Genomic DNA, 24,108 nt, shown 5'->3' with positions numbered 1-24,108 from the left:
AAATTTATGTTAGTAACAACTAACTTTTTAGCGTTATACAAGCGTAAAATATCCAGATTGCAAGCGCTTTTAATTATTTCTAAAACATAAAAATAAATTTATTCTTAAAAAAGGGTTTTTATAAAAACACGACATATGGTGTTCAAAATTTAAGTAAAACAGCACATGTAGTGTTAATGCTGATGAAATCACGTTAAGTTCATAAGTGTAAAAGTAAACGGCTTAATGGGTGGAAAGTCTTTACAAGAATCAACAATACACCATAATGTCGACAACAATAACTCAAGATGTAAATTATGGCGAACGCGTTCTATAGAATAAAAGAAGGTGAGTTTGTTAGACAGCTGGAAACTCAATCCATCACAAAGGTTATAGCTCAAGAAAGCCCAACCGAACCTCAGAAGTTTTTTGTCGTGGCCATCAATGCCAATACAGAAATAGCTTATGTAATGCGCCATGGGCGCTCAGACGAACCTAGAACATGGCGACTCGACAACTTGGCTAGGTTTTTACGTAAGAACGGCGTAGCATCATTTGAGACGCTTTTTGAGGCGTAAAGTCATAGCCGAGATTTTGTTTTGCAGCATGCCCACTTTTATAAAGTCGATAAGACATCACTGGCAGAGTAGTTAGAAATGTCTATTATGCAGTAACAGCATTAGAAAGTGGAAAACGTAGGAGTTGTTTTGAAAAAAGGACTTGATAGGCTGAGAGCGCTCAATGAGCAAATGTTGAAAGAAGCACAAAAGCGTCGAGATAAAGAGCCAGAGCGGATAATTGAAGAGCTTTCTGGAGTACCACCTTTTGCCTTTGGCCAAGATAAACAGTACACGCACGACGGCGTGGACAAAAGCACCCTGCGAACGGTATCGACCATCTGTACTACTAAAAGAATCTACGTACTGAGTTCACCTGGCGCTGCGGATGCTCTAAGAGCAGTTATTTTAGAAAGAATCTGGGAGTATGAAAAGCAAGATGAAACCCAATAAGCAGGAACTTGAGTTAATCGTAGGCCATGCTAGCAATGCCCACCCTCTAGGCATGCTAGCTAACATAATTTTTATTGGGGTCTTGGGAGCAGCGTTGTTTGGCCTGTTATTTAAAGGCAAGGCGATGATAGGCGTTGCCTTATTTGTAGTAGCCGGTTTTGCCTGTCGCCAATTAATATTTTTTCTTCTTAAGTTACACCTCAAGAAAAAGTATTGGTCAGAGTAAGCTAGTAACATTAAGAAGTAAGGCCTCGAACAAAATGGATATAGTATGGCCATCTCCTTCGAGCCTTCTAAAGCTTATTTAACCCGTTTCACTGCTGTTTTAATCTTCTCTAGTATCAAAAACAAAGCGTTCTTTATAGGCGTTTGAATATTCAATCACTAAATCATATTCATCAAATGTCGCCTCAATATCCTGTTTGAGATATTCTCTTCCCTGCCCTACATCCAGAGAAAATAGAGTAAGCTTTTCGTTTACAACCAAAGATGCTCCTTTAGCAAGCCAGTGCGTCGAACTATGAACAATGTTCACTTTAGAGCGTCGCGCTACTAGTTGAGGGACATCGGTATCCTTATCTACTTTCTTCCCGTTATGGAGAACCGTCAATGAACTGATAAAGGCCAGCCCAATTCCATTATTAGCTATATTAAAATGCAGCGAAATCACACCATTATTCACACTTGTAAGAGTGACGTGGTCAACCAAATTCACACAACTCAGTTAAGCCGCTTTTCCTAAATTAGCCATATCAGCCTCATATTGGTTTAGACTTTTGCAATCCAGATATGAGTGCATTCTTTGACTGTTATAAAACATAGTAATGTATTGCAGGATATCCTGCTGAGCAGCATGGCGGCTTTGGTAGTGACGCCATTGCACTCGCTCTTGTTTTACTGTACCGAAGAAGCTCTCCACAACGGCATTGTCCCAACAATCACCTTTCCTGCTCACGCTGCCTGTTACCTTGTACCGCGTCAGAAGTCTTCTAAATTGGCGTCTGGTGTATTGTGAACCACGATCTGAATGATGTATCAGACCTGCCTTGGGTTTACGTTGCCATACAGCCATTGTTAACGCATTACACACAAGCTGAGCATTCATCACTCCAGCCCACGACTTTGCGTGAGAACAGATCAATGACAACGGCCAGATACAGCCAGCCTTCCTGCGTCTAGATATAAGTAATGTCAGAGACATATGCCTGATCTAGTTTTTGCGCATCAAAGTCACGTGACAGCACGTTATTGAAGACAGGTTGTTGATGGTCACTGTTAGTCGTTACTTTGTATTTTCTACGCCGTATTACGCTCACGCCGGCTTCCGTCATCAAGGCTCTCGTACGCTGTTTTACAACCGGGTAACCGAGCGAATTCAGTGCACGTTTCATTCGCCTTACGCCATAGGTAAAGTCACTGGAATCTGCTATTATTTCAACCCACTCAATTAGCTCATCATGTTGTGGTTCGGGTTCAAGTTGTTCATTTCGTCGCACGGCACTGTAATAGTTATGGCGACTGACCCCCAGAACCTGACACATCAGACTAATCGGCCAGATCTTCTTTTGTTGGGTTACGAAACCGTATTTCACTTGGTTTCTTTGGCAAAGAAGATCGTCGCCTTTTTTAGGATCTCTTTCTCCATTTTTAGGCGCTTATTTTCTTCTCGCAACCGCCGAATTTCTTCCTGTTTCGGCGTCAACTTACCGTTGCCACGAAATGCATGAGCACCTTCCGACTCCTGCTCTTTAAGCCAGCGGCCTAGCATATTGGCGCTAATGCCAAGGCTACGAGCTGCCTCAGCGATCTTGTAATTTTGTTCTGTAACCAGACTTACGGCATCCAGTTTGAATTCTTTTGAGTAGCTTTTTCGCGATTTCATATACACTCCAGTTGAGATTATTATCTTTTAACTGATTGTGTGAATCTATTCGAGAACGTCACGTACGCGTGTTAGAACAGCTTAAGTCTGAGTGAGGGTTACCAATGGATAATGGACCAGAGCTAATTTCGGCGACGCTGACGGATTGGTGTGAATCCAATAATATTGAACTGGTATATATACAGCTAGGTAAACCGCAGTAAAATGGTTTCGTAGAGCGCTTTAGTGGTTTATTCCGCAGATAGTTTCTTGATGCTTACTTGTTTGAAAATCTTAATCAGGTAAGAGAAATGGTTTGTTCTGGCGACTGAATTATGACGAAGAAAAAACACATGAATTTCATGTTGATATAATCTAACTATAATCATAGTTCGATTAAAAAAATTTGTGAGTGGGTTAATCCCCCCTATCCTCTTCTTTCTTTTTCTATCTTATTCTAATGTGGTTACTTTTGGCACGTTCCGAACGTGGTTGGAATTTTAAGCATATCTATGGAGAATTTCGATTGTGGATGGAGCTAGTTTTATCCATCTGCGTATGGATGGCACCACTTGTGTTTAGCGCGGGCTCCATAGCTTTCGCTTGTCTCTTATTTTTATTATTTTATCGTGTATGGTTAAAAACTTGAGCGTTCGCTTTGTTGAATTGTATAAATTGCAGACTAATCTGAATTTTAGGCACGAGAAAACTCCAGAACAGTGTCTGGATTCCAAACAGTTGTTTTTTTGTCAGTGGTTTTGTGCTTTTTTCATTGCTGCAAGGTAGGACGCGTGTTCCGCTGGCGTAGCATGCTTACCCGGCCTATTTAGTCCCATTGGCTTATTTATTGAATTGAGAGTAACGCCAACAGTTTTTTGTCTCACGTCAAAAAGTCGAGATTTTAGCTGCTTGTACCCTTCCCTGACCCGCTCAGCTAATCTAACTTGTAAAAAAGCGATTCGTTTGCCCTCAAGCTTGAGTGTTACTAGCCCGAGTTCGACAAGTGTATTCACTACCCGCCTTACGGTATTCCTTGACCACTGCATCATTGCTGATAAGTAAGGTACGCTTAGTGACAAGGTCGATTTATCAAATTTGTCTCTGAATTTGATCTTATTGTGAAGGTACCCATGCAAAACTAGCGTTTTATGAAGGTGCCGAGATTGATTGCGCTTCCACTTTTCCCCTTTTTTAGAGGCTTGCAGCGCGTTAACATAAACTTTGAAAAATACATTTTTCAAATTTGGCTTTTTATGTTTACTACTTTTTCTTAGAAAATTTAAGATTTCTGACAATTCAGATGAGAATTCCTGAGCATACTTATGAGTACCAAGTACTAAATAATGTGATATGTCGTCAAAGTAGTTATAACGAAGAGCCTTATTTTTGTCGTCAGGTTTTTCAGCACGTGCTAAAAAGTTCTTCTCGACAAGCTTATCTATTGTTGACCTTATTGTGTTCGCGGAGTATCCAAGATTGTTACAAAGACTTGCTGTGCTACGTTTAAATACTTGTCCCTTTTGTTTATCACAAGCAAAATAAGTAACAAAAGAGAAAACATATGATTCTGTTTCGTTGAGGTGTTCAAAAAGTCCCGTGCTCATGAACACAAATTCTGTGTTTGTTCTCATGTTTTTACCAACAAATCGAGTTATTGTTGATAAAAAACGCCCTAACAGTTGACGTGATCGATCAATCCGCTAGAATTGGATGTGTAACTAGTTCCAAAAAGTTACATCCTAAGACCCGTGCAGTGCGCCAACACTTCACGGGTTTTGTCTTTTCAGCGCTTCTTATCTTCCCAAATAATTTATGTTGCTCTTCAGTGAGCAAGTTAAAGATTCAATATAAGTAAGAGAATGTCTTTAACAGATGTAATCTTTATACGAATGGTTTTAGAGATCAAGTTGGATCGTGATCTATTTTGGATCTTTTATAGATTCGATCCGAATCCTAATCTATTGATTTTCATTACTATAGATTCGATCCGGAAAGTTTTTATCATTAAATTATAAGCTAGCCCTGACTTTTGAAGTGGCTCAAAATATGTAACGCGGACATATCTCGTCTAAAAGCTATAACTGACGAGCCATGTTCTGGTGAATAACCAATATTGATCAGGTAACCTTGAACTGTGGCCCGACCGTATTCGACTACCAATTCACCTTTTCTTGGCTCAGACAAGTGGCACGTCTCAATGATTCTAACAATTTTATTTTTGACAACGTTGTGTATTTTAGCTTTATATTCGGGATCTGCATTCGTGAGTACCATGTTTGAAAACTTGCGCTTAAATTCACTAAGACTAGTCGAAGGAGCTACTGACTCACGAAGCTCGTTCCATGTATACATCTGCTGTGCCTGACGTCCGGTAATGAGATGTTCCCTCGCCCATAGACCAAACAGAATTTCAATCTCATTTTTTGTTGCGAAAATATCACTGTCTATTAACAACATTTCGTTAAGAGATTTTTCAGCTCTCACGGCTGCTATAATATTTTTTACTGTCGATCGCGGAAACTGAACAACTGCAGCTTTCTTTTCTATCTTTTTTTCATCTTCATAGGTAACAAGGGCCTCAAGCCTGAAAAGCTTGTAGTACATCTCAATGTCTTTAATTGTACTGTGGTCTTGTCCATATAAATCGCGCATATCAAACGTGGTTGCTGATATTCGCTGCAAAGATTGAATAGCATTATTCATATAACCACCAGCTGATGCATCTGAAAGCGAAATATCCTTCGCCATTGATATAAGAGGCTCCAGTGGTAGTGTAAATGTTTCTCCAATGGTATCGGCCTGTTCAACTCGTTCAGAAATATGATTTATAAGCCAGGTAATAGCGCCTGCGTAGTAGCTCATATCAGGGAGATAGATAAGCCTCCCCTCTTCTGCGCGTGAGGTAATGGAAATTGGTTTTACTCTTCCATCTACTTTTAGTTTAACGTTGATCGTACCTGCCTTATCTTTACGATTAGTTCGCATGGCTTTGACTAGATATCTAACAATTTGTAGCTCAAGGAAACGCGTTTTATCGTCATATCGGTCAATATCTATAGTTTCAACGGTATTAGATGACACCAACTGATAACTATCTCCGTCCGGTACTGATGAATAGTCTGCCGCTGCTACGGTCTGCCCTTTAGGTATCACTAATGTAAAAATTTTTCCTCTACGACGTCGTATTGGATCAGTCGTAATGAACTCACTTTTTATAAGGTTTGCTTTTTCAAGGATTACCAGATGATGTCGAATATTTGATACTTTTCGATTTATACGTTCAGCGATATATTGGAAACTTGCAATGCGTTCTTCGATATCTTGTATTGCAATAAAGATGTCAGAAATCACTGCTACTGTGATTGGTGAAATAGATAATGCACCACATAAGCGGAGGTAAAGTTTTAAATCGAGAGATTCAGGGGCGTCAACCAGAGGCGCTTTAAATCCATATTTTTCTGACAAGTCAAAAAGCTCTCGCACAATAATTTTCCCCGTTATTATAGATTGCAGTTATTTCGTTGATTCGATCCTGAGATTACCCAACTATCTTAATCAAGTCCATTTTTAAGGTTGTATTCAAATGTATGTTCAAAGGAAGTAAAATCTTCAATAGGTTCAGGTGAACCTGATATGAATTTTTATCTCGCAAGAGCTTGCCAGTAAAGGCTTTCAAGAAGTTTTCAATTAACAAATTAAATACTGAATTTAGTAGATTTTTTGTCATTAAAATACTGATTTTCTGTGATGATGCGTCAAGAATAATTACAAACTTTTTATCCTCTATTTATCTATCGAATACGTTTTTTTACTTAAAATCTTTTATATTGGGTTCATGTGAACCTGATAGGTATAAACACCTCTCAACCCCCGACCATTAAAGGCTTTCAGTTAGGTATTAATTATTGAACGAAATAACCTAAACATCCTTTTTAAATAGATTTTTAAAGATTCGATCCGAGACATTAAAAGATTAGGATGTCAGACTAAAGTTATGTGCTGATACAAGGTAAAGACGATGAATACAGACGAAATGTACAATGGGCTGCGCGTGCTTTCTAGTTACCATAGAAAAGGAGGCGTTGGAAAAACGTTTCTTGCATCAACAATAGCATATCTGTTAGCAACCGGCGGCCCAGATGGAAATGGGATAAAGCGTCGTGTTTTGGTACTGGATTATGATTCACAGCAAGATTCGTCTAAAGCATTCTTAAAAATGGATGCTATTCCAGGTGATGATGAATACGCTGCTCCCCTACACCCAGAATTAGAAGAGATTGATGATCCAGAATGGAGTGGTCGAAATACTTCTACTGATATTTTGTTTGACTCACCAGTATATGAATACCCGACAGCTTTTGAGAACATCAAAGTGTTACCATCCGAAGGTAATGTTGATCGTGTGCTAGCTCTGACACCGCAAGCGGACAGACTGGTTTCAAAAATTTCGACACATATGCACGATTGGTTTTCAATTCCAGAATTGGCCGAAGATTACGACATTGTTATTGTTGATAACCCGCCAAGTAAGTCACCTGTTAGTGCTGGTATGTTGGGTGCTGCTACTCATGTGATAATTCCAACTGAGCCTGAATACGACTCTATAGATGGTGTACCTATGTTGCTTAATCGCGTAGACCGAATTAATGAAGACCGACAAAGAGCACCACTGAAGATTGTCGGTGTTGTTCCAAATAAAGTTCCAAGCAAATCACGTCTTACTCAGAAAGATGAAGTGGCACTTGCTAAACTTTATGACAAAAATGGTCCTACTGGAAAATATATGACGCGCTTTTGGCTTCAGCAACGTAATTGCTATCGCGTTATGGAACGTCCATCTGTTGATGAGTCACATTTTAATTATGTACATAATCACCACGCGCAAAAAGAAATGCAGAAGCTTTATGAACTGATTGAAGGCAGTTTATGGGGGAATGAATAATGAACAGTCCTAAAAAGGCAAGACGTAGAACAGTCGGAAAAGTTAATTCTCAAGAAGATTTAATAAGCCAATTTGAGTCAGGTGAAGGCGTATCTAAAAAATCTCAACAGATGTTGGATGACCTCAAAGCAAGGGACAAATCCAAGGAAAGCGAAGTACATGACGATCCTATCTTCAAGACGTCCTCTGAATTAGATAGAGTGCTGGTGGATTATATACAACCGCAGTCAGATAATTCCCGATACTTACCTGTTACGTTTGCACAAAAATCAGATGATGAGTCCATCGCAGCTTTGAGCAATTGTGTTGTCTGTGAAAAGGGGGTGCTTGAGAACCGATTATCAAAAGATAACCCTCGTTATGACGCCGTCAGTTTAGAAATAGAAGAAATAAAAAATTTAGCTGAGACCTTAAAGCACAGTGAACTAGTTCATCCAATTTCTGTGTGGAGAAAAAATATGACTGACTATCCTATTGTAGCTGGTCATAGACGTTTCTATGCAATTCGTTTTCTTTATGGTGGTTTGATAAAGGTTAAAGTCAAAATCTATGCTGAAAAACCACGAAACCTTAATGTGCTCCGTCACATTGAGAATTTCTCCCGCTCTGATCTGACTCCACCTGACGCGCTAAACAGTTATGCAAAAGCAGTTCGCGAACTTGAAAGTTTAGAAGGAGCAAAGATGCAGACCGAACGAACTTCTTTGGTAACGTCATATTTAGGCATTAGTCGTCCTTCCTATTATCGATACGATAAGCTTTATGAGCATTTTGAAATTGTTTATAAACTACTTGAAAACAAAGTTGTAACAAGTCTTATAGCGCTATATGAAGAGATTAAGAAAGCGGAAAAATATAACGATGTCGAGCGATACCTAAATAGATTGGCAGATGTCGGAAAATTTAAAAAATATATACCTTCTAACATATCCAAAAAACCTGGTAGGGCGAAGCAGTACATTACAATGCCAAAAGTGAAAGTTACTCAAACTTCAGCAATTCGTCGGTTATTAACAGAGGATGTTACAAAGCTCGATATAGGTATTGATTGGGAAAATGTTAACTTTGACGATGCTGCGGCATTAGAAAAGGTATTAAAGTCTTTACTTGTATCACTGTCAAAATGACGCATTTCGGTTCAAGTGAACTTTAGTAATTTTCTGGCGCTGCAGGCTAATATTTACGAGGCTTGCAGCATTTTTTAATTTAAAATTAAATTGGGGGAGAAATTAAAGATTTTATATGAGCCCCAGATTCGATCCGACACTTTTTATCTCCATTTTTACCTAACTTTGGTATTCAATTAAAACAATGGCAGCAAATGATGGTTGAAAAGTGGATTACAAGGGGATTTATTCAGGCGTCTAGATACGCGAGTATTAGCGCTAAATCTATCCAACACCTTTCTCGCGTCTATGTTCTTCTATCTATAATAAGTTCTAATGATTACAACAATATTGCTTGCTATACGCTCACAAACTTTGTGCTGACCAAAAGCTTCTCTATAATTTTCAATTGCCTCGGATGGGAAATAATATCTATGTTGACCTTAAAGGGTAAAGCTTTGTCTAACGAGGCATTCGCATTGTGATCTTGCGTAAGTCGAATTCGTCTTTTTTTAGCAGAAAACGTTAATTCCTCAGTTGTCACTACCACAGGCAGACCTAATTTAAGCGCAAAGCTAATTGCGTGAGAGTCGACTAAGCCCCTATCGAAAATAAGAACATCAAACTGATGATGACCTATAAGTAACATGTCCATGAGGTTACCGTTTTTAATCAGGATCGCATCGCATTCGGTATAAAGGTGAGAATAGGGAGAAATGGCATACTGCATAAAAGCAAAGAACTCTTGCTTTGCAGTAGTGGGCATAATATTGATGAAACCAGACTCCATCATCGAAAGGAGGCCTTCTCTTACGCTGTTATGGAATTGGACAGCACTTTTCGCACTATTTTTAAACTGCTGATTTGTAATAAGCTTAGAAAGTGCTCTTACTTCAAATGAATCTCGAATAAAGCTAGGCAGTCCCTCGAACGCCGTGGCAGTTAATGTGTCCCATCGATTGAAAAAATCATCAATGTCGATGTTATCTGCAGGCACTGGTAACGGTTTATGACACTTGAGCGAATATTCGTCTCGGACAATCAGCGTTTCATCATTTGTATAGGCTTTTATCACTACTTTTTATTCACCGCTTGAAAACAATATCGTTAATGTATTAAGTATGAAAAACACGTTTTGATAATTGGTACATTAACGATAAATGAGTAAGGTTGAAGAGCAGCAGGTGGACTGATGCTCAATAGTTCAAAAGCGAGTACCGCTCGAACTCCGGTTGAAAAAAGGAATATTAGTTATCACTCAGTTCGTAAAGTGTTGTATCAAAGGTGCACAACGGTTTTGTTTGTTCAGGGGGGGAGGGTGACAACCAACTAAGAGATGAACTGCTTCTGGTAATATTTAGAGTGGTTATTATTAGGCAAACTCCGAACACTATAGCCAAAAAAAGTTTCGTATAGACCATTATCAGGGCTACTTTACCAGCTTCTTTGGCAGAAACTTTACCGACCACGGTTAATTTGTGAGTTGAATTAAGTTTCATGATAACCCCTTATCTTCAGGCGCAATATGTGCGAAAAAAATCATAAGGTGGTCATTAAAAGCGTAGACTAATGCAAGTAAGATTGAAATCAAATTGCTTTTTTTAGTGCGAATCGATGGATTCAATGAAGTGCTAAAAATGCATTTAAAAACAATGAAGTAGGAATTTTTACGTTTCAGAGATAATCACTTTACTACGCTAATTATCACTAATAAAAAATAGAGAATCTGTTCTATGTGATTGATACAAAGTGTTTTTTAGACTGTTAATTAAAGAAGTTTTATAGCATGGTTAATTTCATCACAGAGTTTAACTTTAGATGATTTGCCGCCTCCAACCGGCCCTATTAAATAAAAGTGTGGTTAACTTTGTCTTAGGCGCGTTTCCTTCTTCTATTAGTGAGAAATAGACAATAATTGTCATGGTTCTCCCTTGGCGAACGGCTTTCGAACTAACTGCAATACATTAGTAAGGGCCAGGAACGTGATGAGCACCAAGAATAGAACAGACAATGTGGCTGGAATGTAATGAAACTCATATTCTCCGACAATGTTGTTGAAGTGCCATAAGAAAAAAAGTACGACTAATGGAGTTAATGTTGCAGATACATAGCCCACAATAGCACATGCCGCCTCGATCATACGGCTGGCTTTACTGGCGAGGCTATTATTTGGGGAAAAGACTTTCCAACTGGTCAACGAAAAGCGTTCAAAATCCGCTCGCTGGATAGAGGCATTTATTAATCGTAATTGAATGTTTAAGTACGTTAAAAGAATAGCGACCAGGGCTAATATATACAGGTACGCTTTTTCTATTTCCATGGAGACGTTGAAAACCGGTAAAGAGACTTCGCCTTTAAAAAGCTGGCGGACCGTATCTAAAGTAATTAGCCTTAAATCTTGAATGTCTAAGCCATAATTGACGTGAAAACTATTGGCTTTTCCTTCTACAAACTCTGCTCGTTTCCAGTTGTCTCGGGGAGAAATGATTTGAAAATCACTGATCGTGCGACGCAATTCAACGAAAAACGCAGAAAACTCTTTTTCGTCAATCGGTATTGTGTCATAGCTTACTAACACTTCACTTTTTGATTCAATAAAAACAACTCTGTCAATTTCGGGATCAGAAAAAAAAAGAATTGCGAAGTGTGGTTATTACCTGAGTTACCTTTGACGAAATCTGAGGGGTTTACAACCTGAAATCGATGTAACTCCAGTCTAATGTGACCTCTAACAGACTGTCTTTCTTCAGCGTATCAACAGTCCATCCAACTGTTTGTAGGATTTCAGATGCTGTCGGGTTTTGCTGAAGATTGCTGAGGTTTTTTTTTACGTCTTGGTAGGAATAAATACTATCGTCCGGCTCAACTTTTGGTATGACCTTGGAATCTTCCTTTAACGCCTCGAAAATCCAAAAACTCCATAGTACATTGTACTTTTCTATATTTGCTTTAAAGGTGCTGTTTAGATTGAACGTAAAGACAAGCAACAATATGAGAAGAATAGCAGTCTGCCTAGCTGACTTTATCTTGTCTTCCATGAGATTAGCCTTCATTTGTGCGTATAAATAATAAACAGTTTTAGTACCATATCGTACGGAATAAATATTGTACATTGGTAAATCTCAGGGAAACTCTAGCGCGTGATCGTAAAAGAGGATGTTAACAGTACTCATTCTCTTCGTAAGTTCACAATGGAAGATTGAAACACTGATTTCTCTATGTGCAGAAAAATAGCTGTCGACCATGAATACTGTCTATTTATTTTACATTCGTTTCATATCAATTAAGTCCAATTCGTTGTAGCTCACAATACATAAGGCAAGGCACATATTTTGCTAATGTTTCACTGCTCTGGAAAAGGAAAACAGCATGAAGCATATTCTTACCACCATACTATTGCTATCAATCAGTAAGGCAGCATTCGCCGACATTATAAAATATGAGTATTCACTCAACTATACTGGCTATGAATACTACGGTGTAAGTTATCTCGATGAGTTACAGATTGCCTCTGAACTCGATGATCTGAACACCAATCCGATTGAAGTCTCATTTACCTATGATGATACACTCATGTATTACTCATATTGGCTCGATGGTGAAAATAGAGTAGGGCAGTTCGGAGGTGGAGATGATACCTTATGGTCTCGTTCAGGACCTTCAAGGGGAGATAATTATTTTGACTTTACAGCATTTAATATTTCTCGAGTGCATTCACTACTGGAAGGTCTGATTGTTAGAATGCCGGAGATAACGACCACGAATTATTTAAGCGGTTCTAGTGCTTACACATTGACAAATCCTAGTGTCGATTTATTTACAATAGAAAGGGATTATTATTCATTTTCATTAGAAGGCAGTACTAGCCAACAAGCGAGTCGCGTTGTATTTTATCTGAATGAAAGCTCGCAACTGGCTGTTGATTTTGAAAGCAGTCTAGTCTCAAGAACCGTTACGCCATCACAATCCGATGTATCTGTTCCTGAGCCACAAACGGGTATAATCCTGGCAATGGGTGTAATGCTGTTGTTATTAGGACCCGCGGGGGCATTTGAACGAGAACCTACGGTTTTGAACCCAGTGACCACGTCGAAACCGTAGGTTTCCGTCGAATCATCCCTTCTCCTCATCTTCAATAAAGTATGTACCGTTGGGTAACACATGCTTATAGGGCAACAACGAGATATGAGATAAGGTCTCGTCGTCGATTTCCTCCCCTTGCTGCCGAAGCAGCTCCACAATGTCGCTTATCTTGATGGTGTTCCAGTACAGAATGGCATTGGACACAAAGCTGAGACTACTGGCCTTGTTCATGATTTCTTCATAGTCGCCTGTGGTGAATTCACCCTGATCCGCAAAGAATATCCAGCGCGGCAGTTTATGTCGGTATTCCCCTTTATTCAGTTGCCGTTGGACGGTTTGACGGAGTTCTTTGTCAGTCAGGTACCGCAGAATGTATTCGGTCTTGATAATCCGCCCCAAGTTCGTAAAGGCTTTGGTGAGGCGATCCGAAGGTGAACTATTGGTTAATCGTTGGACGATGACGTGTGCTGGCGCAGTTTTCTGCTTCAGTGAAATCGCCACTCGCATCATATATTCCCACTGTTCCTCAATGATGGCCAGATCGGCTGTTTTGGTGAGTAAATGGTTGAGGTCGCCGTAATCGACGGTTTTGTCAATACGGTAAAGCTGCTGATCTTTGAGATCCCGAATGCGCGGCATAAAGTAGAATCCGAGCAAATGACAGAGTGCGAAGACGATTTCGGTATAGCCATGTGTATCGGTGGTGTGCTCCCGGATTTTCAGAATCGTGTTGTTTTCCAGCAGGCCGTCCAAAACATACAGCGCTTCACGCGGGCTACAGGAAATAATCTTGGTGCTGAACACTGAATATTGATCGGAAACGTGGGTGTAGATCCCGATGGCTTTTTCATAATAACCGTAGTAGCGGGGATAGTAAGAAGCCAACAGGCTGTCGGCGCGGATTTTAAAGCGTTGCGCATCCGATGAGGACAATGTACCGGTGCCGTGCACCGCACTCAACGGCAGCTCATGGTGTTGATTCACAATTTCAGCACTGGCGTTGATCAGGGTTTCCTCTCGAATATAGTATTGCAGGATATGCCGGAGCATATCGACGGTCACACCTTTAACGCTATTGCTCATGGATACGACACCCAGGTTGGTGGCCTGCGAAATAATGGCGGCCATCAGGCTTTTGTAAAAGGCTTTGGGGCGCGATTGATGGTGCTGGATAGGGACAAAATGACGGCTGTAATGTGTCATTTGATCTACTTCCATCAGAAGCTGTTCGATACGTATGCTGGGCATATGTGCATCGATCACTTTTTGCAGTTGGTTGACTTTATCCGGGACCTCGAGCTTGTCATCACGTTTGAGTTTCAATCGGCCGTTTTGAATTTCCGCGAAGTTGTCCAGGCCGAACAGCTTTTTCGCTTCAGAGACTGATTCGTGGAACTGCGTTGAAATGGCGGCTCGAACTTCGTGCGGTGGAGGCTGTTGAAGTTCGGTATAGACAGCCTGTCTGGTTTCATCCCAACTGGGTTCATTTAAGGTGAGATCCCAGAACGAAACATGCTGCTTACTCTGCGGCAAGTACAAATCGCCGGAACGCAAGGCGTCTTTCATAGCGAGAGCCAATCCCATTTCCCAAACGTTGCGATTGATGTTACCGGCTTGATCTTTAAGGGTGCGGCGTAGTTCGCGGGGAATGAATGCTGTCGGTGTGTTCTCGGGTAGCTTTTTCAGGTCGCCATCATCCAATTTCCGGACGAACTCAATAGCTTTTATCAGCGGCCCGGAACCTTTAGCCACTTCAAATGGTAACCGGATAAAGTCGGCAAAATATTTTCGTAAACTGGGATAACGGGCCAGCAACAAATCGCAGTAGCCGCGTTCCTCCAGGCGTTTAAAAATGTGCAGGTCGTCAATGGATGCCAGCAGATGTTTCTCGTCAATGCGTTGCCACAAGTCCTTCTTGTACAATGGCTGTTCATCCGGCCATTCCAGCAAAACATGCGTGGTTTCAAGCACAGCATCGATGGCTTTCTTTTGGCGCTTGCGAAACTCCTTGTGTTTTTTGTCGTGGCTGTTTTTGGTTTGCCGGCATAGCTCTGTCATGTACTGATCATGCATTTTGACCAGATGATCCAACAGGATCTTGCGGGATTCCAACAGGAAGCAAATCATCAATGCATAGCGCTTATGGTCCTTGAAGCGCTTCATGTCCTTAGCGCTGTAACGCTTGGTCAGTCGGTACAGGTAGTTAAGAAAAGCGGTATCAATGACCTTTTCTTCGAACTCATTAATGCCGGTGGACACCAGATTGTCATAGCGTTCCAAATAGCGTTTCAGTGATGATATTTTCGCACCCGGCGGGTACTCTTTGAGTTGGTTGAAGTAGGTTCGTTGATTGCCGTCGGTGGCTTGCAACAAATCGTCAATGGCATCGCGTAATTCCGGCGACATCTGATCAAACACTTGCTCAAAAAGCTGAGCGTGTACCTGGTTACATATGCGGATGATCTGTCTTTCGATCGTCGTGGGGCCAGGTAAAACAATACGTTTCAACAGAAGGTGGCGTTCTGCCCGGTGAAAAAGTTCATCCGGAAGCAGTCCCTGTTGGGCATGTTCTTCAATCCAGCGGTCCAGATCTGCTTCCACTTTGTCGTCAAACCGATGAAAGCCCAGGTACTTGAGGATATTGTTCCGGTGTTCCAACACCGTGGCTTCTCTTTCGGGCACTTCCACCGTTAGCGTAGGAGGAAGATCGAGTTGACTACTCAGGTAGCTGATCACTCGTGGCGAAAGATCATGGAGCTGGTTTAGAAACCGGCCATAGAGGCGCATGGCACACAGTTGGATGGCAAATCCCAGGCGATATTGCTTGCGATACTTGTTGACGACCTCGCAATCACGACGGCTTAGCGTCCAATCGCGAACCATTTCCTCATCGGAGAATCGTTGCGGCAATATTAACGGTTGGTACCGCTGCTGATCGGTTAAGAACTGCTCTTTGGCTGTCATAGGACCTCACTTGGCTCCGGTCACGCCAACTGCGCTATAGCGCTGTTTTTATTGATGGATGCGGTATTTAAAGGTGCATCACCGCCTTTAAAGGCAATCGCTCTTGCCCAGGGGTTATTCGGTTTAAAAATGTGTAGAGTTTATAACATATATGTACTAAGATCTACGCATGTCCTGGATACTGCTGATACTTTCACTCCCCACTGAAAACGCCACCGTGCGCATGCGGGCATGGCGCGCCATCAAAGCCCTGGGGGCCGTTTCGCTGCGTGATGGCGTCTATCTACTGCCAGCCATCTCTGATCATGCCGAAAAGCTAGAGGCAATTGCCCAGGATGTCCGTGATAGTGGCGGGACCGCCCATGTACTGCACGCTAATGATCCTGAAACCGAAGCGTTCCCCCCGCTATTCGATCGCTCGGAAGACTATGAGTCGCTGGACTCGGCGATGGCGGACCTGCGGGCAAAGCTCTTGCCGGAAACCGCCATGGAGGTCATGAAGGAAACACGCAAACTGCGCAAAAGCTTCACGCGACTGTCAGCCATCGATTTTTTCCCCGGTGCCGCGCGGGATCGAATCGATACGGCTCTGAAACAGCTGGAAAGCGATGCCAACCGGGTCTTGTCTCCCGATGAGCCGCAGCCCGAACCTCGCACAATCCGCCGTCTTGATCGAGCCGATTATCAAGGCAGGCTCTGGGCGACGCGGCGTCGGCCGTGGGTGGACCGTTTGGCCAGTGCCTGGCTGATTGGCCGCTTCATCGATCCATCCGCACGCTTTTTATGGCTGGCCTCGCCGGACGACTGCCCGGATGAGGCGCTGGGGTTCGATTTCGATGGGGCGACCTTTACTCACGTGGAAGAAAAAGTCACTTTCGAAACGCTGCTGGCGAGCTTCGACCTGGATTCACCCGCGCTACTCCGGCTTGGAAAACTCGTGCACTACCTCGATGTGGGGGGACATCAGCCGCCGGAGGCCGCCGGGGTCGAGTGTGTATTGATAGGGCTGCGCGAAACCCATAGCGATGATGATCAATTATTACAAGCTGCCAATCAGGTTTTCGACAGCCTGTTGGTCACTTACGGTAAGGAACAATAACCATGCACGAACCGTCAACTTCATCTGTACCGCCAAGCAGCGGGTCCAATCAAATCACCAGGGATGCGACCGCTGGTAACCTCAATGCATTCGGCCATCACATCACCTTCGGGGAGGCCGTGCGTGTCTGGTTGCGGGTCGCCATCCTGAGCTTTGGCGGTCCCGCCGGCCAGATCGCGGTGATGCACCGTATTCTGGTGGATGAAAAGCAATGGGTCAGTGAGAGCCGCTTCCTGCACGCGCTGAATTACTGCATGGTGCTGCCCGGACCTGAAGCCCAGCAACTGGCCACCTATATCGGCTGGCTGCTGCATGGCATCAAGGGTGGACTGGTTGCGGGCGCCCTGTTCGTGCTGCCGGGCTTTCTCAGCATTCTGGTGCTCAGTCTGCTCTACGCTGGATTTCAGGAAGCGTCACTGGTGCAGGCCCTGTTTTTCGGTATCAAGGCGGCCGTGCTGGCGATCGTGATCCAGGCGGTGATCCGCATCGGCAAGCGCGTCCTCAAGAACGCCTACATGTACGCATTGGCGGTCGCCGCTTTCGTGGCGATCTTCTTCTTTGCCGTGCCTTTCCCGATCGTAATCGTTACCGCCGGATTGATCGGTCTGCTGGGTCGGCATGTCGATCCGGAACGCTTTGTGGTCATCAAGGGGCACGATACCCCCGAGGACGCCGGGCGTGCGATTGATGCCATGATGGAGGGCGGCGCGGCAAGCCATACCCGGGCGTCACGGGGGCGGGCACTCAAGGTGCTCGCCGTCTGGCTGCCGCTGTGGTTTGCGCCACTTGTCGCCCTGCTTGTGACCTTGGGCTATGAGGATGTGTTCACCCAGATTGGGCTTTTCTTCAGCAAACTGGCGGTTGTCACCTTCGGTGGCGCCTATTCGGTGCTGGCCTACATGGCCCAGGAGGCGGTACAAAACTATGGATGGCTGGCACCGGGGGAAATGCTGGATGGTCTGGGTATGGCGGAAACTACACCCGGCCCGCTGATCCAAGTGGTGCAATTCGTGGGCTTTATGGGGGCCTTCCGGGCTCCGGGAACGCTCGACCCCTTCACAGCAGGCATCTTGGCATCGGTTTTAGCCACCTGGGTCACCTTCGTTCCCTGCTTTTTGTGGATCTTCCTGGGCGCGCCGTATGTGGAAACACTGCGCGGCAACCAGGCGGTGAGCGCGGCGCTGTCGGCGGTCACGGCGGCCGTGGTGGGCGTGATGCTGAATCTCGCCATCTGGTTCGCGGTGCACGTCGCCTTTAACGAGGTTGAAACTGTACGGGCCTATGGTATGCTACTGCTGATACCCGCCTGGGGCAGCATCCACATTGTCAGCGTCGCGCTGGCCGCGGGCGCCTTTATCGCTATGTTGCGCTTTAAGGTGGGCATGTTGCCGATGATTTTAGTCAGCGCACTGCTGGGTATTGTGTACCATCTGTTATTTGCAGGCGTCCCGGCGGCGTAACCCCCCAATACAGCCAAAAATGTTTCACAGCAACAAAAAAAGAGGAATAGCCATGACAATGTCTCCGCTTCGAGCATTCATTCTAATGTGCGCTTTATTCATTCAAGCATCCATAACAATGGCCGACGATTCCGGCCGCCTCGATGATAAGGCCATTGGCCAGGCGGCTGGCACCCAGGCAACGGCCAAACCTGATGGCGTGGTGCGTATCGGCTGGAAGCGCGACGACGTGCCCGTCACCGTTGACGGTATGAAGTTCCCGCCGCCGGCGGGCCTCGGGAGTTGGGCCGCGTTCAAGGCCTTGCCGGAGGGTGGTGTTATGGTGATGGGGGATACGGTGGTGTTTGAGGATGAAATCACCCCGGCCATGGACGCCGCCTTTGCCCACGGCCTGGACATCACCGCGCTGCACAACCATTTCGTGTTCGACCGTCCGCCGGTTTACTTTATGCACATCGGCGGCCATGGACGAAACGCCGAGTCACTCGCCGAAGGCGTCAAGGCCATGTGGGATGCCATTAAACAAGTGCGTAAAAAGCATCCCGTACCGCAAGAACGATTTCCGGGTGATGTGCCCGATATCACCGGCAAATACAACACCAAGACGTTGGAAAAGATTCTGGATGCCGAGGGCAGCCTTAACGGGCAGGTGCTGAAATTCACGTTCGGGCGCAGCGCCAGAATGCACGGTGTGGAATTTGGCGCATCCATGGGCCTGTCCACCTGGGCCGCCTTCTCCGGGAATGAGAAGCAGGCGGTCGTCGATGGGGATTTTGCCATGACCGCGGACGAGATCCAGCCGGTGATGCGGACGCTGCGTCAGGCGGGCATCCACATCGTGGCGCTGCACAACCATATGACCGGTGAAACGCCTTCCTACTATTTCCTGCATTATTGGGGCAAGGGCAAGCCCGAGGATCTGGCGAAAGCGATACGGGCAGCGCTGGAGACGCAAAGATGAATTGAGAGTGGGATTCGTGATTTGACGGGTTATACGGGGTCGATCAGCGTGACCAACTTTTCCATCAATATCAGCGAGGCATTATTCGAAAGTTGCTGGCCTTCTTCGATGTACTCCCAGACCGTTGCATCGCTTTTCCAGCCGCCTTGTTTCTTGATCAGCTCGAAGTCTACCCGTTCTCGAGCCGCCGAAGTGGAGAGGCCGCGGCGAAAACTGTGACTGCTCAACTCGGGCACGAAGTCGAACTGACAGGCCTTGCCCAGGGTTTTGAGCAAGTCATTAATTGCCCCTGGGTTCAGAGGCCTGGGCGTCACCTGATCCCAGCGGTTAACCGGCCTAAAGAGCGGGCCGCTATCAATCTCAGCGCTATCCATCCAGGCCTTGATTGCTGTAGCCGGACAACAACCTGGTGTACCGAAAGGTAAGGCGCGGGCCAGCCCTGTCGCCTGTTGATCCGTTTTGGAGCGCGGCAACCGGATGATCAGGCCTTCCGGCTCCCAATTCAGATCACTGATTTGAATGGCCACCAGTTCGCTGCGACGAAAAGCGCCGAAAAAGCCGGTCAACACCAGGGCGATATCCCTATGCTTCTTTTTGCTATCCGGCAAACACCGCAGGTAATCCACCATTTGTGCGATGTGTTCCAGGCGTAGGGCCTTGGCCTTGCGTTTGGGTTGGCCATGAGTGCGACGAATGCCTTCCATGGTTTTCCGCACCAGGGGATCGCGCACCGGATCAGTGACGCCTTGGTAATGGTGCCACTGGCTAATGGCGGTGAGGTGGAGATCTAACGTCCGGGCGTTGAGCGATTCGGCCCTGGCGAGCAGATAGCGCACCACCGTATCTCGGTCAGTCGGCAACCGGCCACCCCATTTCTCAAATTGGCGAATGGCGGATCGGTAGGCCTTGCGGGTGTTATCGGAGGTGGCCGCCTGGAGGTAGTGCCGCAGTGACTCGGATTCCCGATGAGCAATCTGGTTCGATTCCTCATTACGTAATGCTAAGTCGGTGGCCATTTTGGGTGGTTTGGTGTTCATGAATTGGATTCCTATCGGTGTCACCAGAAAGGCGGCTATGTACCGGCGTTACAAGCAGAAGATTTTCAGCTTAATACCATAGCCAACGATAACCTTGATTATCGAAGGTTAAAAATTGAAACTCAAGAAACTTTGATAAGCATAAATATAATGTTATATTACGTGTTACATAATACGTTACTAAATAGTTTGAGAGGAAATCTCCCTATGGCACGCGCCGGAGTCACTTTCCACGATGTCGCCAAAGCCGCCGAAGCCATCAAAACCCAAGGCCAGGAGCCTACGGTGGATCGAGTGCGGGAACATATGGGCACCGGCAGCAAAAGCACCATCGCGCCGCTGCTCAAGCGTTGGCGATCAGACAACGGAGAGGCAGCCGATATCGGTGGACTCCCGAACGACCTGGTGGAGGTAGTGAAATCACTCCACGAGCGGGTACAGCAGATGGCCGACCACCGTATTGAGGAGACCCGTCAGGAATTTGAGGCGTCAAATAAAGAACTCCGCAAAGAATTGGCCGATTCCAAAAACACCATCGCGCAACTTACTGCCCGACAACAGGATCTTGAGAGCCAGATTGAACGGCAGAACAAAGAAAAAAGCGCGTTAGACAAGTCTCTGGAAGATGTGCGTATCAGCCTGGTCAAAGCCGAGGCCCAACGAGACGAAGCCATTGTGCGAACCGCTGAATTAAAGGAAAGTATTGCGGAACTTAAGCAGGAAAATAAGGACATCCGCGATCATTTTGAACATTATCAGCAGCGCACTGCCGAAGACCGTCAGCAAGAACGCGAACAGTTCCGGATCGATACCCAGGGGTTGAAAGACCAGATGCAGGAACTGCAACACCGGTTCGACCAGGCTGAGTCAAGAGCGTCCGAGTTATTTGATGCCAATGCGCAGTTACAAAGCAATGCCGATAAACTTGAACAGACCAATGCGACGCTAAACAGGGATTTGAACGGAAAGGTAGATGAGACCCAGAACCTGAAGCGCAACCTTGAAGACGCCATGACGAAGAACCAGGAATACCAGCATAAAAATGAGCAATTGGCAGAAAAAATAGCAGCTCTCACTGCTCAGAAAGCAGATGTCGATAAGCAAGTGGCCGTGTTATCCCAAGCTTTGAAGGCCACCAAAACCGAGTTGAAAACCATCCAGGATAAAGTGACGTATCTGACCGATGAGAACAAGGTAATTCTTCAGGAAAAGGCGATGATCCTAGGGTCTTGTGGAAGAACCGACAAATTTGCCAAGTTTGCTCGTTTAGGGGCTGGCAACGATTTCTGCATTTGCAGCCAGACGATCAAAACACATCCATTAAATCGTTATAGCGAACTTTGAAGCTGTTTAAACTGCCCTTGGATCACTGCTTTTTCCTGAAGAATCACCTTGTTCTCATCGGTCAGAAATGCCACTTTATCCTGGGCGGTTTTCAGTTCGGCTTTGGTGGTCTCCAGTGCGTGGGATAACACGGCCACTTGCTTATCGACATCTGCTTTCTGAGTGGTGAGCGCGGCCATGTTTTCCGACAATTGCTCATTTTTATGCTGGTATTCCCGGCACCTTGTCACGGCTTCTTCATACTCGTGTTCCAGGTTCTGGATATCTTCCATCTTTGCGTTCAAGTCGCTATTTAGCGCCGCATTGGCCCGTTTTAATTCATCGGCATTTCGTTGTAACTGCGCGTTGATGTCGAATAGCTCGGACGCTCTCGACTCAGTCTGTGCGAGCCGGTGTTGCAGATCCTGAATCTGATCATTTAACCCCTGGTTAACTATACGGAACTGTTCGCGCTCCTGCTGTCGGTCTTCGGCAGTGCGCTGCTGGTAATGTTCGAAATGATCGCGAATATCCCGGTTTTCTTGCCTGAGTTCACTGACACTCTCCTTCAAGTCGTTGGCTCGCGTAAGAGCTTCGTCCCGCTGAGACTCGGCCTTTGCCAGCCTGACGCGTGCGTCTTCCAGGGACTTGTCTTGCAGGCTTTTTTCCTCGGTAATTCGTGCTATCTGGTTCTCAAGGTCCCGTTGTCGGGCAGTAAGTTGCGCGATGGTGTTGTTGGCATAGGTCAACTCTGTGCGGAGTTCTTCCTTTAAAGTCTCGAATTCCTGGCGAGCTTGTTCGATACGGTGGTCGGCCATCTGCTGTACCCGCTCATGCAGGGACTTTACCACCTCGATGAGGTCGTTCGGCAGTCCACTGACATCGGCCGCCTCCCCATTGTCTGACCGCCAACGCTTGAGCAATGGCGCGATGGTGCTTTTGCTGCCGGTGCCCAGATGCTCGCGCACCCTATCCACCGTGGGTTCCTGGCCATGTGTTTTAATGACTTCAGCTGCTTTAGCGATATCGTGATAAGTGACTCCGGCACGGGCCATGGTGATTCCTCTCGGATTATTTAGTAACATATTACATAACACGTAATATAACATTATATATGTGTTTTTCAAGATCGCTTGAATTCAAGATACTAACCACCGATAATCATCCTTATCGTGGGCTAGTTGATCTTGACGTAAATTTTCGACTTGTAACGCCGGTACATAGCCGCCTTTTGAGCGACATCGAAGGAAATCCTATTCATGAACAACAAACCGCCAATACAGGCTAGCAACTTGTCGTTACGTAATAAGGATGCGACCCTGGTTGAACGCCAGGGGCCCGAACCACTACGGCAATACCTCCAGGCAGCGACATCCGACAACACACGTAAAGCCTACCGTTCGGCCATTCGACAATTTGAAAAATGGGGTGGTCGCCTGCCCTCGGATCGGGATACTGTCGTGCGTTACCTGCTGGCCAGAGCCGAATCGCTTAATCCCCGAACCCTGGATCTGCACCTGACCGCTATTAGCCAATGGCACCATTATCAAGGGCTCATCGATCCAGGAAGTGATCCGTTGGTCCGCAAAACCATGGAAGGCGTTCGTCGTACCCATGGCCAACCCAAGCGCAAAGCCAAGGCATTGCGCTTGGAGCACGTCGCCCAAATAGTGAATCATTTGCGGCAACTACCAACCACCAAAAAGAAACTGAGGGATATCGCGCTGGTGTTGACCGGCTTTTTCGGTGCCTTTCGCCGTAGCGAATTGGTGGCCATTCGCTACGGTGATCTGGTGTGGGAACCTGAAGGACTTCTCATCCGGCTGTCTAGTTCCAAGACCGATCAACAAGCCTCCGGCTTAGTGCGAGCATTACCTTTCGGTGCACCAGACTGCTGTCCTGCTACGGCCATGAAAAACTGGATAGAACTGGGTGGCATTAATGAAGGTCCGGTTTTTCGCCCCATTAACCGGTGGGATAAGATTCAGCCTAAAGCGTTGAATCCCAGTGCCATTAATGAATTACTCAAGACTTTGGGTAACGCCTGCCAGTTCGATTTTGTACCGGAATTGAGCAGCCATAGCTTCCGGCGCGGCCTCTCTACATCGGCAGCCCGAGAACGAGTTGATTTTGAGTTGATTAAAAAGCAAGGCGGATGGAAGAGCGATGCCACCGTCTGGGAGTACATTGAAGAAGGACAGCAGCTCTCCAATAACGCTACCCATATATTGATGGAGAAAATGGCGGTTCTTATAGATACCGTTCGGGTAAAAGAGATATGAA

20 protein-coding genes and 2 pseudogenes are annotated in these 24,108 nt (G+C 45.3%); 12 read left to right on the top strand and 10 right to left on the bottom strand.

All coding sequences use genetic code 11. The annotated features are described in order from the left end of the window. The first annotated feature begins 296 nt into the window (after window positions 1-296). From QVA83_RS14350 to QVA83_RS14340, 3 genes are all read left to right on the top strand, one after another. Window positions 297-557, top strand: coding sequence for a hypothetical protein (locus QVA83_RS14350; RefSeq protein WP_015068532.1), 261 nt, complete (start codon window positions 297-299; stop codon window positions 555-557). A gap of 129 nt (window positions 558-686) precedes the next feature. Beyond that, window positions 687-989 (top strand): hypothetical protein, encoded by a 303-nt coding sequence (locus QVA83_RS14345; RefSeq protein WP_081106152.1) that lies wholly within the window; start codon window positions 687-689, stop codon window positions 987-989. Further along, complete coding sequence (locus QVA83_RS14340) at window positions 964-1,215, top strand: hypothetical protein (RefSeq protein WP_061487057.1); 252 nt, start codon at window positions 964-966, stop codon at window positions 1,213-1,215. Before QVA83_RS14345 ends, QVA83_RS14340 begins: the two co-directional genes overlap by 26 nt. Before the next feature lie 99 nt (window positions 1,216-1,314). On the opposite strand, the gene QVA83_RS14335 is transcribed toward QVA83_RS14340, so the two are convergent. Continuing rightward, window positions 1,315-1,704 carry a hypothetical protein gene (locus tag QVA83_RS14335; protein WP_061487056.1) on the bottom strand — a complete coding sequence of 130 codons (390 nt, stop codon included), beginning with the start codon at window positions 1,702-1,704 and terminating at the stop codon, window positions 1,315-1,317. 9 nt (window positions 1,705-1,713) lie between these two features. After that, window positions 1,714-2,871 (bottom strand): annotated as a pseudogene (locus QVA83_RS22455) (IS3 family transposase). Between the two features lie 56 nt (window positions 2,872-2,927). Between QVA83_RS22455 and QVA83_RS14315 the strand changes: the two are divergent. Beyond that, a pseudogene (locus QVA83_RS14315) lies at window positions 2,928-3,229 on the top strand (integrase core domain-containing protein); the annotation flags it as partial. Between the two features lie 370 nt (window positions 3,230-3,599). Here the strand turns inward: QVA83_RS14315 and QVA83_RS14310 are convergent. Together QVA83_RS14310 and QVA83_RS14305 are read right to left on the bottom strand one after the other, a co-directional pair. Beyond that, window positions 3,600-4,454 carry a hypothetical protein gene (locus QVA83_RS14310; protein ID WP_061487054.1) on the bottom strand — a complete coding sequence of 285 codons (855 nt, stop codon included), beginning with the start codon at window positions 4,452-4,454 and terminating at the stop codon, window positions 3,600-3,602. A 412-nt stretch (window positions 4,455-4,866) separates the two neighbouring features. After that, entirely contained in the window at window positions 4,867-6,333 is a 1,467-nt protein-coding gene (locus QVA83_RS14305) for a helix-turn-helix domain-containing protein (RefSeq protein WP_156079194.1), read from the bottom strand. Window positions 6,334-6,868: 535 nt separating this feature from the next. Here QVA83_RS14305 and QVA83_RS14300 point away from each other — a divergent pair. Continuing rightward, window positions 6,869-7,792, top strand: a complete 924-nt coding sequence (locus QVA83_RS14300; protein WP_156079154.1) for a ParA family protein — start codon at window positions 6,869-6,871, stop codon at window positions 7,790-7,792. Beyond that, window positions 7,792-8,919 carry a ParB/RepB/Spo0J family partition protein gene (locus QVA83_RS14295; RefSeq protein ID WP_061487048.1) on the top strand — a complete coding sequence of 376 codons (1,128 nt, stop codon included), beginning with the start codon at window positions 7,792-7,794 and terminating at the stop codon, window positions 8,917-8,919. The genes QVA83_RS14300 and QVA83_RS14295 overlap by 1 nt, the downstream gene beginning before the upstream one ends. Before the next feature lie 337 nt (window positions 8,920-9,256). Here the strand turns inward: QVA83_RS14295 and QVA83_RS14290 are convergent, their stop codons facing one another. From QVA83_RS14290 to QVA83_RS14280, 3 genes are all read right to left on the bottom strand, one after another. Then, on the bottom strand, window positions 9,257-9,973 hold the full coding sequence (locus tag QVA83_RS14290; protein ID WP_156079155.1) for a hypothetical protein: 717 nt from the start codon (window positions 9,971-9,973) through the stop codon (window positions 9,257-9,259). Window positions 9,974-10,816: 843 nt separating this feature from the next. Further along, window positions 10,817-11,476, bottom strand: coding sequence for a hypothetical protein (locus tag QVA83_RS14285; RefSeq protein WP_061487045.1), 660 nt, complete (start codon window positions 11,474-11,476; stop codon window positions 10,817-10,819). 109 nt (window positions 11,477-11,585) lie between these two features. Continuing rightward, the gene (locus tag QVA83_RS14280; protein WP_156079156.1) at window positions 11,586-11,936 is read right to left on the bottom strand and encodes a hypothetical protein; all 351 of its coding nucleotides are present in this window, start codon (window positions 11,934-11,936) and stop codon (window positions 11,586-11,588) included. A 331-nt stretch (window positions 11,937-12,267) separates the two neighbouring features. Between QVA83_RS14280 and QVA83_RS14275 the strand changes: the two genes are divergently transcribed. Next, on the top strand, window positions 12,268-12,999 hold the full coding sequence (locus QVA83_RS14275; RefSeq protein ID WP_287498614.1) for a hypothetical protein: 732 nt from the start codon (window positions 12,268-12,270) through the stop codon (window positions 12,997-12,999). A gap of 12 nt (window positions 13,000-13,011) precedes the next feature. Here the strand turns inward: QVA83_RS14275 and QVA83_RS14270 are convergent, their stop codons facing one another. Next, window positions 13,012-15,945, bottom strand: a complete 2,934-nt coding sequence (locus tag QVA83_RS14270) for a Tn3 family transposase (RefSeq protein ID WP_049589046.1) — start codon at window positions 15,943-15,945, stop codon at window positions 13,012-13,014. Between the two features lie 169 nt (window positions 15,946-16,114). Between QVA83_RS14270 and QVA83_RS14265 the strand changes: the two genes are divergently transcribed. The 3 genes from QVA83_RS14265 (at window position 16,115) to QVA83_RS14255 (ending at window position 19,465) form a co-directional block, all read left to right on the top strand. Next, window positions 16,115-17,044 (top strand): chromate resistance protein ChrB domain-containing protein, encoded by a 930-nt coding sequence (locus QVA83_RS14265; RefSeq protein ID WP_049589047.1) that lies wholly within the window; start codon window positions 16,115-16,117, stop codon window positions 17,042-17,044. A gap of 2 nt (window positions 17,045-17,046) precedes the next feature. After that, the gene (gene chrA, locus QVA83_RS14260) at window positions 17,047-18,504 is read left to right on the top strand and encodes a chromate efflux transporter (protein WP_049589048.1); all 1,458 of its coding nucleotides are present in this window, start codon (window positions 17,047-17,049) and stop codon (window positions 18,502-18,504) included. A gap of 118 nt (window positions 18,505-18,622) precedes the next feature. Continuing rightward, entirely contained in the window at window positions 18,623-19,465 is an 843-nt protein-coding gene (locus QVA83_RS14255; protein WP_197044410.1) for a DUF1259 domain-containing protein, read from the top strand. Between the two features lie 29 nt (window positions 19,466-19,494). Here QVA83_RS14255 and QVA83_RS14250 read toward each other — a convergent pair whose 3' ends face one another. Beyond that, on the bottom strand, window positions 19,495-20,502 hold the full coding sequence (locus tag QVA83_RS14250) for a tyrosine-type recombinase/integrase (protein ID WP_049589050.1): 1,008 nt from the start codon (window positions 20,500-20,502) through the stop codon (window positions 19,495-19,497). Window positions 20,503-20,709: 207 nt separating this feature from the next. Here QVA83_RS14250 and QVA83_RS14245 point away from each other — a divergent pair, with 207 nt between their 5' ends. Beyond that, window positions 20,710-21,846, top strand: coding sequence for a DNA-binding protein (locus tag QVA83_RS14245; RefSeq protein WP_287498613.1), 1,137 nt, complete (start codon window positions 20,710-20,712; stop codon window positions 21,844-21,846). Here QVA83_RS14245 and QVA83_RS14240 read toward each other — a convergent pair. After that, window positions 21,831-22,880, bottom strand: coding sequence for a DNA-binding protein (locus QVA83_RS14240; protein WP_101566853.1), 1,050 nt, complete (start codon window positions 22,878-22,880; stop codon window positions 21,831-21,833). The genes QVA83_RS14245 and QVA83_RS14240 overlap by 16 nt on opposite strands. Window positions 22,881-23,084: 204 nt before the next feature. On the opposite strand from QVA83_RS14240, the gene QVA83_RS14235 reads away from it, so the two are divergent. Then, entirely contained in the window at window positions 23,085-24,107 is a 1,023-nt protein-coding gene (locus QVA83_RS14235) for a tyrosine-type recombinase/integrase (RefSeq protein ID WP_287498612.1), read from the top strand. The last annotated feature ends 1 nt before the right edge of the window (window position 24,108 follow it).

This window comes from Alteromonas sp. AO-Serp (genome assembly GCF_017849675.1).
Taxonomy (GTDB): Bacteria; Pseudomonadota; Gammaproteobacteria; order Enterobacterales; family Alteromonadaceae; genus Alteromonas; species Alteromonas macleodii.
This window is presented reverse-complemented; position numbering and strand designations above follow the sequence as displayed.

Bases quoted from the DNA above. Each gene is read 5' to 3' on its own strand.
- QVA83_RS14350 (WP_015068532.1), top strand. From the start codon at position 297: ATGGCGAACGCGTTCTATAGAATAAAAGAAGGTGAGTTTGTTAGACAG.
- QVA83_RS14340 (WP_061487057.1), top strand. From the start codon at position 964: ATGAAAAGCAAGATGAAACCCAATAAGCAGGAACTTGAGTTAATCGTA.
- QVA83_RS14310 (WP_061487054.1), bottom strand. From the start codon at position 4,454: ATGAGCACGGGACTTTTTGAACACCTCAACGAAACAGAATCATATGTT.
- QVA83_RS14300 (WP_156079154.1), top strand. From the start codon at position 6,869: ATGAATACAGACGAAATGTACAATGGGCTGCGCGTGCTTTCTAGTTAC.
- QVA83_RS14295 (WP_061487048.1), top strand. From the start codon at position 7,792: ATGAACAGTCCTAAAAAGGCAAGACGTAGAACAGTCGGAAAAGTTAAT.
- QVA83_RS14280 (WP_156079156.1), bottom strand. From the start codon at position 11,936: ATGGAAGACAAGATAAAGTCAGCTAGGCAGACTGCTATTCTTCTCATA.
- QVA83_RS14275 (WP_287498614.1), top strand. From the start codon at position 12,268: ATGAAGCATATTCTTACCACCATACTATTGCTATCAATCAGTAAGGCA.
- QVA83_RS14270 (WP_049589046.1), bottom strand. From the start codon at position 15,945: ATGACAGCCAAAGAGCAGTTCTTAACCGATCAGCAGCGGTACCAACCG.
- QVA83_RS14265 (WP_049589047.1), top strand. From the start codon at position 16,115: ATGTCCTGGATACTGCTGATACTTTCACTCCCCACTGAAAACGCCACC.
- chrA (WP_049589048.1), top strand. From the start codon at position 17,047: ATGCACGAACCGTCAACTTCATCTGTACCGCCAAGCAGCGGGTCCAAT.
- QVA83_RS14255 (WP_197044410.1), top strand. From the start codon at position 18,623: ATGGCCGACGATTCCGGCCGCCTCGATGATAAGGCCATTGGCCAGGCG.
- QVA83_RS14250 (WP_049589050.1), bottom strand. From the start codon at position 20,502: ATGAACACCAAACCACCCAAAATGGCCACCGACTTAGCATTACGTAAT.
- QVA83_RS14245 (WP_287498613.1), top strand. From the start codon at position 20,710: ATGGCACGCGCCGGAGTCACTTTCCACGATGTCGCCAAAGCCGCCGAA.
- QVA83_RS14240 (WP_101566853.1), bottom strand. From the start codon at position 22,880: ATGGCCCGTGCCGGAGTCACTTATCACGATATCGCTAAAGCAGCTGAA.
- QVA83_RS14235 (WP_287498612.1), top strand. From the start codon at position 23,085: ATGAACAACAAACCGCCAATACAGGCTAGCAACTTGTCGTTACGTAAT.